The organism is Aeromicrobium sp. SP1 (genome assembly GCF_055663785.1).
Map to the genome: position 1 here is coordinate 2,160,355 of NZ_JBQVVK010000001.1, position 14,217 is coordinate 2,174,571.

General features: G+C 69.6%; 14 protein-coding genes. 4 read left to right on the forward strand and 10 right to left on the reverse strand.

What is annotated here, in order from left to right:
* Window positions 1-38 precede the first annotated feature (38 nt).
* The gene (locus tag ACT26F_RS10620; RefSeq protein WP_471670501.1) at window positions 39-1,040 is read left to right on the forward strand and encodes an NADP-dependent oxidoreductase; all 1,002 of its coding nucleotides are present in this window, start codon (window positions 39-41) and stop codon (window positions 1,038-1,040) included.
* A gap of 176 nt (window positions 1,041-1,216) precedes the next feature.
* On the opposite strand, the gene ACT26F_RS10625 is transcribed toward ACT26F_RS10620, so the two are convergent.
* Window positions 1,217-1,876 (reverse strand): TetR/AcrR family transcriptional regulator, encoded by a 660-nt coding sequence (locus tag ACT26F_RS10625; RefSeq protein WP_471670502.1) that lies wholly within the window; start codon window positions 1,874-1,876, stop codon window positions 1,217-1,219.
* Between the two features lie 93 nt (window positions 1,877-1,969).
* Between ACT26F_RS10625 and ACT26F_RS10630 the strand changes: the two genes are divergently transcribed.
* A complete protein-coding gene (locus tag ACT26F_RS10630; RefSeq protein WP_471670503.1) occupies window positions 1,970-2,551 on the forward strand; it encodes a class I SAM-dependent methyltransferase in 582 nt (193 codons plus the stop codon).
* A 14-nt stretch (window positions 2,552-2,565) separates the two neighbouring features.
* On the opposite strand, the gene ACT26F_RS10635 is transcribed toward ACT26F_RS10630, so the two are convergent.
* Window positions 2,566-3,783, reverse strand: a complete 1,218-nt coding sequence (locus ACT26F_RS10635; protein ID WP_471670504.1) for an acyl-CoA dehydrogenase family protein — start codon at window positions 3,781-3,783, stop codon at window positions 2,566-2,568.
* Window positions 3,784-3,864: 81 nt separating this feature from the next.
* Here ACT26F_RS10635 and ACT26F_RS10640 point away from each other — a divergent pair, with 81 nt between their 5' ends.
* Together ACT26F_RS10640 and ACT26F_RS10645 are read left to right on the forward strand one after the other, a co-directional pair.
* Window positions 3,865-4,368: an acyl-CoA thioesterase gene (locus tag ACT26F_RS10640; RefSeq protein WP_471670505.1), complete on the forward strand. Its 504-nt coding sequence runs from the start codon at window positions 3,865-3,867 to the stop codon at window positions 4,366-4,368.
* Window positions 4,365-6,155, forward strand: coding sequence for a carboxyl transferase domain-containing protein (locus tag ACT26F_RS10645; RefSeq protein ID WP_471670506.1), 1,791 nt, complete (start codon window positions 4,365-4,367; stop codon window positions 6,153-6,155). Before ACT26F_RS10640 ends, ACT26F_RS10645 begins: the two co-directional genes overlap by 4 nt.
* Before the next feature lie 219 nt (window positions 6,156-6,374).
* Here ACT26F_RS10645 and ACT26F_RS10650 read toward each other — a convergent pair whose 3' ends face one another.
* The 8 genes from ACT26F_RS10650 to rpmJ all read right to left on the reverse strand — a co-directional run bounded on the left by ACT26F_RS10650 (window position 6,375) and on the right by rpmJ (window position 14,202).
* Window positions 6,375-8,591, reverse strand: coding sequence for a S8 family serine peptidase (locus tag ACT26F_RS10650; protein ID WP_471670508.1), 2,217 nt, complete (start codon window positions 8,589-8,591; stop codon window positions 6,375-6,377).
* Between the two features lie 98 nt (window positions 8,592-8,689).
* The gene (locus ACT26F_RS10655; RefSeq protein WP_471670509.1) at window positions 8,690-10,747 is read right to left on the reverse strand and encodes a S8 family serine peptidase; all 2,058 of its coding nucleotides are present in this window, start codon (window positions 10,745-10,747) and stop codon (window positions 8,690-8,692) included.
* 113 nt (window positions 10,748-10,860) lie between these two features.
* Complete coding sequence (rplQ, locus tag ACT26F_RS10660; protein ID WP_471670510.1) at window positions 10,861-11,412, reverse strand: 50S ribosomal protein L17; 552 nt, start codon at window positions 11,410-11,412, stop codon at window positions 10,861-10,863.
* A gap of 32 nt (window positions 11,413-11,444) precedes the next feature.
* The gene (locus ACT26F_RS10665) at window positions 11,445-12,455 is read right to left on the reverse strand and encodes a DNA-directed RNA polymerase subunit alpha (RefSeq protein ID WP_471670512.1); all 1,011 of its coding nucleotides are present in this window, start codon (window positions 12,453-12,455) and stop codon (window positions 11,445-11,447) included.
* A 61-nt stretch (window positions 12,456-12,516) separates the two neighbouring features.
* Complete coding sequence (rpsD, locus tag ACT26F_RS10670) at window positions 12,517-13,125, reverse strand: 30S ribosomal protein S4 (RefSeq protein WP_471670513.1); 609 nt, start codon at window positions 13,123-13,125, stop codon at window positions 12,517-12,519.
* Window positions 13,126-13,157: 32 nt separating this feature from the next.
* Complete coding sequence (gene rpsK / locus ACT26F_RS10675; RefSeq protein WP_471670514.1) at window positions 13,158-13,556, reverse strand: 30S ribosomal protein S11; 399 nt, start codon at window positions 13,554-13,556, stop codon at window positions 13,158-13,160.
* An 8-nt stretch (window positions 13,557-13,564) separates the two neighbouring features.
* Window positions 13,565-13,933, reverse strand: coding sequence for a 30S ribosomal protein S13 (gene rpsM, locus ACT26F_RS10680; protein WP_471670515.1), 369 nt, complete (start codon window positions 13,931-13,933; stop codon window positions 13,565-13,567).
* Between the two features lie 155 nt (window positions 13,934-14,088).
* A complete protein-coding gene (gene rpmJ, locus ACT26F_RS10685; RefSeq protein WP_008361054.1) occupies window positions 14,089-14,202 on the reverse strand; it encodes a 50S ribosomal protein L36 in 114 nt (37 codons plus the stop codon).
* Window positions 14,203-14,217: the final 15 nt, after the last annotated feature.

Here is a 14,217-nt window from a genome sequence, read left to right on the forward strand (position 1 = left end):
GAGTCCATCTGCTGCGTCACCGAGTACCGTGCTGAGACGTGACCTCCACTCGACGCATCACCCTGGCCCAGCGACCCTCCGGACTGCCCGACGACGACACGTGGGCCCTCGAGACGGTCGACCTGCCCTCCCCCGGCGACGGCGAGTTCCTCGTCAAGGTCGACCACATCTCCCTCGACCCCGCGATGCGTGGCTGGCTCAACGACGTCCGCTCGTACCTGCCGCCCGTGCAGATCGACGCCGTCATGCGGGCCTCGGTGACCGGCACCGTGGTCGAGTCGAACCACCCGGAGTTCTCGGTCGGCGACGCCGTCACCGGCAGCCTCGGCGTCACCGAGTACGCGATCAGCGACGGCAAGGGCGTGCAGCGGATCGACACCTCGATCGCGGGCCCGGCGACGTGGCTCGGCGCGCTCGGCATGCCCGGCCTGACCGCCTACCACGGCCTGCACGAGGTGGGTGAGATGAAGGAGGGCGACACCGTCGTCATCTCCGCCGCGGCCGGTGCCGTCGGCAGCGTCGCGGGCCAGATCGCGAAGGCGAAGGGCTGCACCGTGATCGGCATCGCCGGCGGGCCCGACAAGTGCGCGTGGCTCACCGAGATCGGCTTCGACGAGGTGATCGACTACAAGAACGAGAACGTACTCAAGCGCCTGCGCGAGGTCGCCCCGAAGGGCATCGACGTGTACTTCGACAACGTCGGCGGCGAGATCCTCGACGCAGCGCTCGCGAACCTGCGCCGTGGTGCCCGCATCATCATCTGCGGCGCGATCTCGACGTACAACGACGAGAACCTCGCACCGGGACCGGCGCGCTACATGTCGCTGCTGGTGTTCCGGGCGAGGATGCAGGGCTTCCTCGTGTTCGACTACCCGGACAAGGACGCCGCCGCGATCGCCGACATGATCGACCTGATCGACCGCGGCAAGCTCGTCGCCCGCGAGACCGTCGTCGAGGGCGGCGTCGAGGACTTCGGCGCGACGCTGCTCAAGCTCTTCCGCGGCGAGAACACCGGCAAGCTCGTCCTGCAGATCGCCTGAACACGCACGTCGACCCGGGTGGAGTGTCCCCGCCCAGGGCCGACGCGTCCCACTCATGGCCCGCCATGCACTCCGGCATGCGCGGGACGATCGTCTCCCGCTGCGTCGAGTCGGCCGCGGCCGCACTCGACACCCCACGACGTCGGTCCGCGGACGTCGGAGGGACCGGCGGGCGTTCAGGAGCGCTTGGCGCCGTCTGCCGGGATGCCGAGGGCGTTGAGCCAGAGTTTCGTGGCGGTCTCGATGATCGCCTCGTCCGGCATGCCCTCCTCCTCCAGCGCGTAGGCGTGGTAAGCCATTCGGCCGAGCATCGGCGAGAGGGCGCGAGCCGCCATGTACGGATCGAGGTCGGGGTCCGCGTACCCGTCTTCCTGGAGCCGCCTGATCCAGCGGGCGTTGCGCTGCGCGAACGCGGCCGCGCGGTTCAGCCGCAGGCGGCGGAACTCGAGGTCGATCGTCGCGACCTGCTCGAGCAGGAGGTTCAGTTTGGCGTTGCGCTTGTAGGCCTCGACGTATGCCCGGTTGCTGGCCTCGAGGACCGCCGCGATGTTGCCTGGGTTGTTGTCGACGTGCGGCATTCCCGGGTGCAGCATGTCCTCCTGGGCCGCCTGCATGACCGCGGTGAAGATCTCTTCCTTGCTGTCGAAGTACGTGTAGAACGTGCCGATCGAGCACTTCGCTTCGGCAGTGATGTCCGTCAGGCGCGAATTGATGAAACCGTCACGCTCGAAGACCCGCCGGGCAGCCGACACGAGGGCCGCGCGCGTGCGGATGCCCCGCGCCGTGGTCGGCAGTTCCCGGACCCGGGCCTCATCGACGAGCGTCGGCAGGTCCAAGCCGGGCTCCTCGGTCCTCGTCTCGCTCATGATCTTCCCTAGCCTACCGTCGCGGAGGCGCTCCGACCGGCGAGCCCGATACCGTGGGGACGCGTGAGCCACTACTTCGAGACACCGGACGGCGCCGACGACCGGCGCACCCGTGAGGTGACCGTCTGGGGCGCGACCCGCGAGTACGTGACCTCGTCCGGCGTCTTCTCCTCCGACGGGCTCGACAAGGCGACCCGCGTGCTGCTCGACGAGAGCGTCCCGGCGCCGGCCGGCTCGACCGTCCTCGACCTGGGCTGCGGCTGGGGTCCGATCGCGTGCTCGCTGGCCGCGGCGGGCGCGCACGTGTGGGCGGTCGACGTCAACGACCGCGCCCTGGAGCTGACCGCCCTGAACGCTGCGGGCCTGGCCGTCACCGCCGCCCGGCCCGAACAGGTCCCGGCCGACCTCGTGTTCGACGCGATCTGGTCCAACCCGCCGATCCGGATCGGCAAGCAGGCCCTGCACGAGCTGCTGCTCGCGTGGCTGCCCCGCCTCCGCCCCGGCGGCGAGGCGCGGCTCGTGGTCGGCCGCAACCTCGGCGCCGACTCACTGCAGCGCTGGCTCACCGACCAGGGCTACCCCACCGACCGCGTCGCGAGCAGCAAGGGTTTCCGCGTGCTGTCGGTCTCCCGCCCCGCCGGGTGACCCGGTCCCGGAGGTCAGGCACGGGCGGTCAGGCGCGCGATCTCCCGCTTCGCCAAGGAGTTCTTGTGCACCTCGTCCGGACCGTCGGCGAACCGCAGCGTGCGGATCTGGGCGAACCACTCGGCCACCGGGAAGTCCTGGCTCAGGCCGCCACCGCCGTGCACCTGGATGACCTTGTCCATGATCCACTCGACCGTCTTGGGGGTCGCGATCTTGATCGCCTGGATCTCGGTGTGGGCGCCCTTGTTGCCGACCGTGTCCATGAGCCACGCGGTCTTGAGCACCAGCAGGCGCAGCTGCTCGATCTTCACGCGCGACTCCGCGATCCAGTCGCGGATGACGCCCTGGTCGGCCAGCGGCTTGCCGAACGCCACGCGGTCCGCGGCACGCTGGACCATGAGCTCGAGGCCGCGCTCCGCGATGCCGATGGCACGCATGCAGTGGTGGATCCGGCCGGGCCCGAGACGCGCCTGCGCGATCGCGAAGCCCTCCCCCTCGCCGGCGATGATGTTCGAGACCGGCACGCGCACGTCGGTGAAGACGACCTCCGCGTGGCCGCCGTGGTCGCGGTCGTCGTAGCCGAAGACCTTCATGCCGCGACGCACGTCGACGCCGGGGGTGTCCCGCGGCACGAGGATCATCGACTGCTGGCGGTGCCGGGCGGCGGACGGATCGGTCTTGCCCATCACGATCAGGATCTTGGCGTTCGGGTTCATGGCGCCGGAGATGAACCACTTCCGGCCGTTGATGACGTACTCGTCGCCGTCGCGCACGATCTGCGTCTCGATGTTCGTCGCGTCGCTCGAGGCGACCGCGGGCTCCGTCATCGCGAAGGCGGAGCGGATCTCGCCGGCCAGCAGCGGCTCGAGCCACTGCTTCTTGTGCTCGTCGGTGCCGAACAGGTGGATCGTCTCCATGTTGCCCGTGTCGGGCGCGGCGCAGTTCGTGGCGACGGGGGCCAGGTGCAGGCTGCGGCCCATGATCTCGCACAGCGGCGCGTACTGCAGGTTCGTCAGGCCCGCGCCGTCAGCGCCGGTGAGGAAGAAGTTCCACAGTCCGCGCTTCTTCGCCTCGGTCTTGAGCTCCTCGACGATCGGCGGCGGTCCCCACACACCGATGCGCTCCTCCATCTGGGCGTCGTAGATCGGCTCGGCGGGGTACACGTGGTCGGTCATGAACTCCTCGAGCTTGCCGATCAGTTCCGTCGTCGTGGCGTCGTGCGCGAAGTCCATGGTCCTCATCCTCGGGTCTGGGAGCGATGTCCGCACCGTACCTGAATACGGATTCATCTTCAACTCCCTTAGGGTGACCCCATGAGCGCCCGCGACCTGCCGACCCTCGCCCAGCTGAACGACCTCCCGCTCGAGTTCTCGCTCGTCGCGCCGCCGGAGTACGAGGACTTCAACGGCCACGTCAACGTCAGCCACCACTACGCGCTCCACATGCGCGCGTGCGACGGAGCCCTCTCCACGCTCGGGATCACGCCGGAGGTCATCGCCGGCGGGTTCTCGGTCTTCAGCGCCGAGCACCACCTGACGTACCGCAACGAGATCCGCATCGGGGACACGGTCGAGGGCCGGGCGCGCCTGCTGGGTCGCACCGCGAAGACCTTCCACGGCGTCAGCGTCCTGACCGACACGACGACCGGACTCGTCGCGAGCCTGTGCGAGTGGGTCGAGGTCGCGGTCGACCTGGCGCAGCGCCGGTCGACCCCGTTCCCCGAGGACATCGCGGGCCGGATCGACGCGCGGGTCGCCCGCGACGCAGCGCTGCCGTGGGCGTTCCCGGCGGCCGGCCCGATGGGAGTGCACCGATGACCCACCGGCTCGAGTCGCCCATGGGTGGCGCCGTCGTCGCGATCGGAGCGGCTCCCGGCGACGACGTCGCGCCCCGCACCGCCGTCGTGACGATCGAGGCGATGAAGATGGAGCACGTCGTGCGGGCCGAGATCGCCGGCCGGCTCGAGACGGTGCACGTCCGCGTGGGCGACACGGTCTCCCCCGGTCTGCTGCTGGCCACGATCACCGCGCAGGACGCCGTCACCGTCGACGACCCGGCGGAGTCCGAGGTCGACGCGGAGCGGGCCGACCTCGCCGAGCTCCACGCGCGGCAGGCCCTCACGCGTGACACGGCCCGACCGGCGGCCGTCGCGAAGCGTCATGCCACGGGTCACCTCACCGCCCGCGAGCAGGTCGCCGCGCTCCTCGACGAGGGCTCGTTCCTCGAGTACGGCTCGTTCCCGGTCGCGGCCCAACGGTCGCGGCGCGAGCTCGACGACCTCGTCGCCAACACCCCCGGCGACGGGATCGTCACGGGTGTCGGCCGGGTCGCGGGTCGCGACGTGGCGGTGCTGGCCTACGACTACACGGTGCTCGCGGGCACCCAGGGCTACTACAACCACCGCAAGACCGACCGGCTCCTGGAGGTCGCCGCCGAGCGCGAGCTGCCGGTCGTCCTGTTCGGCGAGGGCGGCGGCGGGCGGCCGGGCGACACCGACACCGCCGACCTGATCGTGGCCGGTCTGAACCTGTCGACGTTCGCGTCGATGGCGCGCCTCAGTGGCCGCGTCCCGATGGTGGGCGTGCTCACGGGCCGGGCGTTCGCCGGCAACGCGGCGCTGCTTGGCTGCTGCGACGTCATCGTCGCCACGCGCGACGCGAACCTCGGCATGGCGGGCCCGGCGATGATCGAGGGCGGCGGGCTGGGTCGGTTCTCGGCCGACCAGATCGGGCCGATGGACGTCCAGTCGGCCAACGGCGTCGTCGACGTCGTGGTCGAGGACGACGTCGCGGCCATCACGGTCGCGCGACGCCACCTGGCGTACTTCGACGGCTCCGTCGCCGACTGGAGCGCGGCCGACCAGGCCGCGCTGCGCGACGTGGTCGACCAGAACCGCAAGCGGATCTACTCCGTGCGCCGCGTGATCGACCTGCTCGCCGACGAGGGGTCGGTGCTGGAGCTGCGGCCCGGCTTCGGGCTCGGGGCGGTGACGGCGCTCATCCGCGTCGAGGGCCGGCCCTACGGGCTGGTCGCGAACGACCCGGCGCACCTCGGCGGCGCGATCGACGCGGACTCGGCAGACAAGTTCGCGCGGTTCGTGCGGCTGTGCGACTCACACGGCCTGCCGGTCGTGTCGCTGTGCGACACCCCCGGATTCATGGTCGGTCCCGACGCCGAGCACACCGCGACGGTGCGCCACTTCGGCCGGATGTTCGTGGCGGGCGCGCACCTGACCGTGCCGATGCTGACCGTCGTCCTGCGCAAGGCCTACGGTCTCGGCGCGATGGCGATGGCCGCCGGCGGGTTCACCCAGACGACCGCGACGATCGCCTGGCCCACGGGTGAGTTCGGCGGGATGGGCCTCGAGGGCGCCGTGCGGCTGGGCTTCGCCAAGGAGCTCGCCGCGATCGCCGACGACACCTCTCGGCAGGCCCGCTTCGACGAGCTGGTCGAGGCCCAGTACGAGGCGGGCAAGGCGCTCAACGCCGCGATGAAGCACGAGATCGACGAGGTCGTCGACCCCGCCGACACCCGACGCTGGATCACCGCGACCCTCGGCTCCTGGTCCGGCACCGGCTCCCACCGCCCCGTCGACCCCTGGTGACCCGGTCCCCTGGTGGAGCGGTGCCTCAGGTACCTCCAGGCGAGCCCAGCGGTACGCCACTCACCGCCCCGCCGGGCCCGACCGGCGGAGCGGTGCCTCAGGTACCTCTAAGCGGGTTCAGCGGTACGCCACTCACCGCCCCGACGGGACCGCCCGGCGGAGCGGTGCCTCAGGTACCTCTAAGCGAGCCCAGAGGTTCGCCACTCACCGCCCACCGGCTCAGCGCGACGTGACCTTCTTGACCTTGCTGGTCGCGGCGGTGAACTGGGTGCTGCCGGAGTAGACGACCTTGATCCGGTGCGTGCCCTTCTTGAGCTTGGGCAGCGTGATCGTCACCTTGCCCTTGGCCGAGGTCGACAGCGTCTTCGTCGCGATCCTGCGCTTGCCGTCGTAGACACGGATCGTGCCGGTCGGGCGGGCGTACGGCGCGGAGACCGTGACCTTGAGCTTCGCCCGCTGCGACTTCTTGACCTTCGACGGCACCGAGTACTTCACCGACGACCTGGCCTGGGGCACCGCGACGGACGTTCCCAGGTAGGCGCCGGCGTAGGTTCCCGACGCGATCGTGTCCCGAGCGACCAGGGTCCGGCCGAGGTCGGCTGCCGTGATCCGGTAGGACCCAGCCGACGAGACCTTCGTCGATCCGCGCCACCACGTCACGCTCGAGGCGCCTGCGCCATTGGTCAGGCCGCGTGACGTCGCGGTCAGGCCTCTGCCCGGCACCCGCACCCCCGCGACCACCTGGGGTCCGCCGAGCGGAGCCGTCACCTTGGACAGGTCGAGGATGCCCGCACCGCACGCGACACTCGGCGACAACCCGGTCTTGCAGTTCAGGGGCGAGTCGTTCGACGTCGTGAACGCGAATCCACCCGACCAGAAGACGTCGGTCGCGCCGTAGGCCACCGAGGAGTACGGCTGCACCGACGCCTTGAGCTTGGCCTCCACCGTGGCCGGGCTGGTGAAGCCGAGCGAGTACAGCAGCGCTGCGCCCGCCGCGACCGCCGGGGACGCCATGCTGGTGCCCTCGTAGCGGGCGTAAACGGGGGTCTCGGGAACCGTGGTGCCGCTGTTGAGCGTCGACAGGATGGCCCGCTCAGGATCGTAGGAACCGGTGTACGGATCACCGCCCGGCGCCGAGATGTCGGCGCCGGTGCCCGCCGTCGAGTACCAGGCCCGGTGACCGGTGTCGCTCGTGGCGGTCACACTGACGAATCGATTGCAGCTGGCCGGCACGCTCTGCTGCAACGGGAAGACCTCCACGGCCGAGGCGTTGCCTGCTGCCGCGATGACGGTCGCTCCACGGGAGTTCGCGAAGGACGCCGCGTCGGAGTAGAGGGTGCACGCCTCGTTGCGATCGAGCACGCCGTTGTGGTCGACGTCCTCGTTCTCCCCGTATTCACCACCCAGCGAGAGGTTGATGACCTTGGCGGGCGTCCTGTTCAGCGGAACGCCGTACCGCCGCAGGTCGTCGCCGGCCGCCCAACGGATGCCGTAGTAGATGTCCGAGTCCCAACCACCGCAGTGGCCCAGGACCCGCACCGGTTGGACCTTGACGCCGGGGGCCACGCCCGCGACTCCGGTCGCATTGTTCGCCTTCGCCGCGACCGTTCCGGCCACGTGGGTGCCGTGCCACGAGCTGTCCTGGACGAGGGTCTCGGGATTCGTGGCGTCGGGGAAGCACGCGTTGGCGATGTCCAGCGTTCGCCAGTCGCCCGGGTCGGCGGGATTGCTGTCCCAGCCACTGCCATCGCCGGCGTTGATGTACGTGCCGTCGTAGAAGCAGCTCGGCGTGACGCCGCACGTGTACTCGTCGTCGACGAAGTCGAAGCCGGCGACGGTCTGACCCGCCAGGTCGGGGTGACTCGTGATGCCCGTGTCGATCACCGCCACCACCACGGACGAGCTGCCCTTCGTCGCACGCCAGAGCGCAGGCGCCTTCGTCGTGAATCCCCCGTCGGTCGCCACCCCCTCGATGCTGCTTCGGGTGTCCCACAGGTTTCCCTGCGTCGTGTAGTACGGATCGTCGACCGTGACCGGAGGTACGGACTGCGCGTACCGGAGCGTGTCCGGGATCGCCCATTCGACGTCCGGCCGGGCCTGGATCTGCGCCAGGGTCGTCCCGAGATCTGCTGCCGGGAGCACGGCGTCGAGGGAGATGACGGTCAGTCCTGCCGGGGCTGCCGTCGTCGAGGCGACGGCCGTGTCGCCGGGCAGTTCGGCCGAGGCGGTGCGGGCAATCGACTGGCGGCGGGCTGCCGACGAGGTCTTGGCCTTCACGATGATGCCGCGAGCGACCCGGGGGTGGGCGGCGGTGCCGCTCGTCTCGGGGGCTGCCACGGGCGACGAGGACTCTGCGGGCGCGGCCACGGCGACGGCGGACAGGCCCGTGGTCGCGAGGACGGCGGTGAGGGTGGCGAGGACGAGGCTGGGGCGCACGTGGGCTCCTGGATCCGGGGGTCGCCGTCCTGGAGATGACGGTTGCCCGAATGATACGGCCCTCAGGGGGTCGCGAAGGCCCGATGCGCGGTGACCGCTCAGCGCACGCGCACGACCGTGCTCGCGCTCTTCGCGGACGTCAGCTTGGCACTGCCGGAGTAGACGACCCGAATGCGGTGCTTGCCGTGACGCTTGAGCTTCGGCAGCGTGACCCGCACGACGCCACTCGTGCTCGTGATCTTCTTGGTCGCGATGCGCTTCCTGCCGTCGTAGACCCGGACGGTCCCGGTCGGTCGCACGTACGGCGCCGTGACCTTGATCCTGACCTTGACCCGGGTCGAGGCCTTGAACCTCTTCGGGATCGTGAACCGGACCGCCGACTTCGCCTTCGCGACGGTCTCGGCCGAGGCGTAGATCGCCGCGGGGCCGCCGATCGCGGTGGCGCGAACCGAGATCGTGCGACCCAGATCTGCGACGGTGACCGGATAGGTCGCGCCCGTGCGGACGACCGTCGATCCCCGGAACCAGGTCAGCCGGACGCCCGCCGGCGCGTTGCGCCACGTGCCCGTCGTCGCGGTGAGCGTGCCGCCGGGCCGCGGTGTCCCGCCGAGTCCGGGGCCGCTCGTGGGCGCCGCCGCCGTCACGACGCCTTGGGCGTTGACGATCCCGGCTCCGCAGTTCGCGGTCGAGCAGCTGCTCCTGATCGCCGTCGCCTTCAGCACCCGCTCGACGACGACCGGGTTCCGGATGCCCACCGAGTACGCCAGGCCGGCGACCGCCGAGACGGCCGGGGCGGCCATGCTGGTGCCGGCCATGACGCCGAAGGCGTAGCTGCCCTGCGACGGCGCGCTCGGCGACGTGTGCCAGGTCGAGGCGATGTCGCCCTCGTCGGGGATGCCCCCGTCGCCGCCGGGCGCCGCGAGGTCGATCCCTGCTCCGGAGTTCGAGAAGAACGAGTGCGTACCGCTGCGCGTGGTCGCGGCCACCGCGACGTAGCCCGAGCACGAGGACGGCACGTTGAGCCGGTGGTCGTCGCCCTGGTTCCCGGCCGCGGCGACGAGCGTGACGCCGCGCGCCCGAGCCACCTTCGCGATCGAGGAGTAGAACCGGCAGGCCTTCCGTGCTGCCCGCAGGCTCGGCTCGTACGCGCCCAGGGACAGGTTGACGACCTGGGCCGGGGTCCTGTTCACCGCGACGGACTTGTGCCGCTTGTCGTACTTCTTGACGTTGACGCCCGCGGCCCACAGCACGCCCATCGCGATGTCCCAGTCCGACCCGCCGCACCGGCCCATGGCGCGCACGGGCTGGACCTTCAGACCGGGAGCGATGCCGGCGATGCCGAGGTGGTTGTTGCGCCGCGCCCCGATGATGCCGGCGACGTGCGTGCCGTGCCACGAGCTGGCCTTGGCGGTGAGGGCGTCGCACGTCCTGCTGCCGCGCCAGTCACCCGGGTCGGAGGGATTCGTGTCCCAACTGTTGCGGTCGTTCGCGTTGACGAAGGACTTGCGGTACTTGACCTTGCTGCAGGACGAGTTGAGGCAGCGGTACTCGTCGTCGACGAAGTCGCGACCCGAGACGGTCTGCCCGACCAGGTCGGGGTGCTGCGTGAGCACGCCGGTGTCGACGACCGCGACCCGGACCGACGGCGAGCCGGCCGTGACGTCCCACGCGGAGTCCGCCCGCACGCCCCACCCGTAGCTCTTGATGCTCCACTGGTAGTCGTGCGTCGTGTCGACGTAGAACGGGTCGTTCGCGGTGCCCGACGGGAAGCGCCGGCCGTTGGGCACCGCCCAGTCGACCGCCGGATCGGACTCCAGCTCGTCGATCGCATCGCCGAGGTCGGCGGCGTCGACCTGCTCGTCGAAGGCCAGCAGTCCGAGCCCGCCGGGGCCGGTCGAGGTCGCGGCGACCGTCACGTCCCCGGGTAGCTCGGCCTCGGCCTGCTCGGCCAGGTCGGCCAGATCGGCATCGGCGTCATCGAGCCGCACGATCAGGCCCAGCGCCGGAACCGCCGCGTCGTCGGTGTTGAGGTCGGGTCCCGCGAGGGACGCCTCCGGGTCGGCGGCGACGGCCGAGACCGTCCCGACCGTCAGGGTCACACAGGTCAGCAGCGCGAGGACGGCGGACCGCAGTCGGCGGCGCGAACGATGCGGCATGTGGGCCCCTCCCCGAGGCATGATCGGCGTGCTGAGCATATCCCGCCTCGAACACGGCGGGACAGACGTCGAGGCGCCCGCCCCGAAAGGGACGGACGCCACGAACGACACTGTTACTTGGTCTCGTCGGCCACGGCGGCGGGCTCGGCGGGAGCCTCCGCAGCAGCCTCGGTGACCTCGTCGGCCGGAGCCTCGGTGGCCTCGTCGACGGCGACCTCGTCGGTCGAGGTCTCCTCCACGGGAGCCTCCTCGACGACCGGGGCCTCGACCTTCTCAGCCTGGGGCGCGGCGGCCTTGGGCTCGAACGTCTTGGACTCGACGATCTCGATGACGGCCATGGGGGCGTTGTCGCCCTTGCGCGGACCGATCTTCGTGATGCGCGTGTAGCCGCCGGGACGGGTGGCCATGGCCGGGCCGATCTCGGTGAACAGCGTGTGCAGGATGCTCTTGTCGCGGATGACCTTGACGACCTGGCGGCGGTTGGCCACCGTGTCGGTCTTGGCCTTCGTGATGAGGTGCTCGGCGTACGGACGCAGACGCTTGGCCTTGGCCTCGGTCGTCGTGATCCGTCCGTGCTCGAACAGGCTCTGCGCCAGGTTCGCCAGGATCAGACGCTGGTGGGCCGGGCTGCCGCCGAGGCGAGGACCCTTGGTGGGGGTGGGCATGTTTCTACTCCTGAATCAGTGAGTTGAGCAGCTCAGTACTGCTCGTCCTCGGCGTAAGAGGTGTCGTCGTCGAAGCTGTCGATGACCGCGGACGGGTCGAAGCCGGACGGGCTGTCCTTGAGCGCCAGGCCCAGCTCGGCGAGCTTGGCCTTGACCTCGTCGATCGACTTCGAACCGAAGTTCCGGATGTCCAGCAGGTCCTGCTCGCTGCGCGTGATGAGCTCACCCACGGTGTGGATGCCCTCGCGCTTGAGGCAGTTGTACGAACGGACGGTGAAGTCGAGGTCCTCGATCGCCAGCGCCAGGTCGGCGGCCAGCTGCTCGTCGACCGGCGACGGGCCGATGTCGATGCCCTCGGCCTCGACGTTCAGCTCGCGAGCCAGACCGAACAGCTCGACCAGGGTGGACCCGGCCGACGCGATCGCGTCGCGCGGCAGGATCGACGACTTGGTCTCGACGTCGATGATCAGCTTGTCGAAGTCGGTGCGCTGCTCGACTCGGGTGGCCTCGACCTTGTACGTGACCTTCAGGACCGGGCTGTAGATCGAGTCGATCGGCATGCGGCCGATCTCCTCGTCGCCGGTCTTGTTCTGGACGGCCGAGACGTAGCCGCGGCCACGCTCGACGACCAGCTCGATCTCGAGACGACCCTTGTCGTTGAGCGTCGCGATGTGCAGGTCCGGGTTGTGGACCTCGACGCCGGCCGGGGGCGTGATCGCGGCGGCGGTGACGTCACCGCCACTCTCGGCACGCAGGTACATGACGACGGGCTCGTCGATGGTCGACGAGACCACGAGGTTCTTCAGGTTGAGGATGATCTCGGTGACGTCCTCGGTGACGCCCTCGACGGTCGAGAACTCGTGGAGGACACCGTCGATCTTGATCGAGGTGACGGCCGCACCCGGGATCGACGACAGCAGCGTACGACGCAGCGAGTTGCCGAGGGTGTAGCCGAAGCCCGGCTCGAGGGGCTCGATGACGAACCGCGAACGGAACTCGTCGACGACCTCTTCGGACAGGACGGGGCGCTGGGCGATCAGCATGGTTCTTCCTTTCCGGACCCCCCGCTATTTGAGGGCCGGGTTGTGGGATGTGAAGAAGGAATCAGATCTTCGAGTAGTACTCGACGATGAGCTGTTCCTGGATCGGCACGACGATCTGCTCGCGGACCGGGCGCTGGTGCACCAGGATGCGGCCACGGTCGGGCGAGACGTCGAGCCAGCCGGGGACGACGTCCTGGTCGTGGGTCTCACGCGCGACGATGAACGGCGTCGTGTCCAGGCTCTTGGCCTTGACGTCGATGATGTCGTGCTTGCTGACCTGGAACGAGGGGATGTTCGTCTTCACGCCGTTGACCAGGAAGTGACCGTGGGTCACCAGCTGGCGGGCGTGACGGCGGGTGCGGGCGAGGCCGGCACGGTAGACGACGTTGTCGAGGCGGCTCTCGAGCAGGCTCAACAGGTTGTCACCGGTCTTGCCGGGACGACGCGACGCGGTCTCGTAGTACTTGCGGAACTGCTTCTCCAGAACGCCGTAGGTGTAACGCGCCTTCTGCTTCTCCTGCAGCTGGGTGCGGTACTCCGACTCCTTGACGCGGGCGCGGCCATGCTGGCCGGGCGCGTACGGACGACGCTCGAAGGCCTTGTCCCCACCAACGAGGTCGACGCCGAGACGGCGCGACTTCTTCGTGAGGGGTCCGGTGTAACGGGCCATGGTGTATTACTCCTGAAAGTCGATCGCGAACGTCAGAGACGACGGTGCTTGGGCGGACGGCAGCCGTTGTGGGGGCTGGGGGTCACGTCGGAGATGGTGCCGACCTCGAGGCCGATACCGCTGAGCGACCGGATCGCCGTCTCGCGGCCCGAACCCGGACCCTTGACGAAGACGTCGACCTTCTTCATGCCGTGCTCCATCGCCTGACGGCCGGCAGCCTCGGCGGCCATGCCGGCGGCGTACGGCGTCGACTTGCGCGAGCCCTTGAAGCCGACGGTTCCGCCGGAGGCCCACGCGATCACAGCACCACTGGGGTCGGTGATCGTCACGTGCGTGTTGTTGAACGTGCTCTTGATGTGGGCCTCGCCCTGAGCGACGTTCTTCTTTTCCTTGCGGCGCACCTTCTTGGCGCCGGAGTTCTTGGGGGGCATCGGCTACCTCACTTCTTCTTTCCGGCCACGGTGCGCTTGGGACCCTTGCGGGTACGCGCGTTGGTCTTGGTGCGCTGCCCACGGACGGGCAGGTGCGCACGGTGACGGCGGCCCTGGTAGGAGCCGATCTCCATCTTGCGGCGGATGTCCGCGGTGACCTCGCGGCGCAGGTCACCCTCGACCTGGTAGTTCGCCTCGATGTGGTCACGCAGAGCGACGAGCTGGTCGTCGTTCAACTCGTGGACGCGGGTGTTGGGGTCGATGCCGGTGGCGGCGAGGGTGTCGACCGCACGCGTGCGGCCGATCCCGAAAATGTACGTGAGTGCGATCTCGATGCGCTTTTCGCGCGGGAGATCCACTCCGACGAGGCGTGCCATGTGCTGGCAGTTCCTTTCGGTTCAGCAGAGGTGTCGTCACCTGGGGCGTCTCGATCGCCTCGATCGAGCTCCGGCCTCTGCGCCGGAGGTAGCGCTCCCCGCGAGGGGAGCGAGCCGTCAGGTGTTCAGGGTGCTGCGGTGAAGAAGTTCTGGAATCAGCCCTGGCGCTGCTTGTGGCGCGGGTTCTCGCAGATCACCATGACGCGGCCGTGGCGACGGATCACCTTGCACTTGTCACAGATCTTCTTCACGCTCGGGTTGACCTTCATCAGAGAAACTCTCTT

Coding starts and splice junctions, on each gene's coding strand:
- ACT26F_RS10635 (WP_471670504.1), bottom strand. CDS start 3,783: ATGGACTTCGCGCACGACGCCACGACGACGGAACTGATCGGCAAGCTC.
- ACT26F_RS10640 (WP_471670505.1), top strand. CDS start 3,865: ATGAGCGCCCGCGACCTGCCGACCCTCGCCCAGCTGAACGACCTCCCG.
- ACT26F_RS10645 (WP_471670506.1), top strand. CDS start 4,365: ATGACCCACCGGCTCGAGTCGCCCATGGGTGGCGCCGTCGTCGCGATC.
- ACT26F_RS10655 (WP_471670509.1), bottom strand. CDS start 10,747: ATGCCGCATCGTTCGCGCCGCCGACTGCGGTCCGCCGTCCTCGCGCTG.
- rplQ (WP_471670510.1), bottom strand. CDS start 11,412: ATGCCCACCCCCACCAAGGGTCCTCGCCTCGGCGGCAGCCCGGCCCAC.
- ACT26F_RS10665 (WP_471670512.1), bottom strand. CDS start 12,455: ATGCTGATCGCCCAGCGCCCCGTCCTGTCCGAAGAGGTCGTCGACGAG.
- rpsD (WP_471670513.1), bottom strand. CDS start 13,125: ATGGCCCGTTACACCGGACCCCTCACGAAGAAGTCGCGCCGTCTCGGC.
- rpsK (WP_471670514.1), bottom strand. CDS start 13,556: ATGCCCCCCAAGAACTCCGGCGCCAAGAAGGTGCGCCGCAAGGAAAAG.
- rpsM (WP_471670515.1), bottom strand. CDS start 13,933: ATGGCACGCCTCGTCGGAGTGGATCTCCCGCGCGAAAAGCGCATCGAG.
- rpmJ (WP_008361054.1), bottom strand. CDS start 14,202: ATGAAGGTCAACCCGAGCGTGAAGAAGATCTGTGACAAGTGCAAGGTG.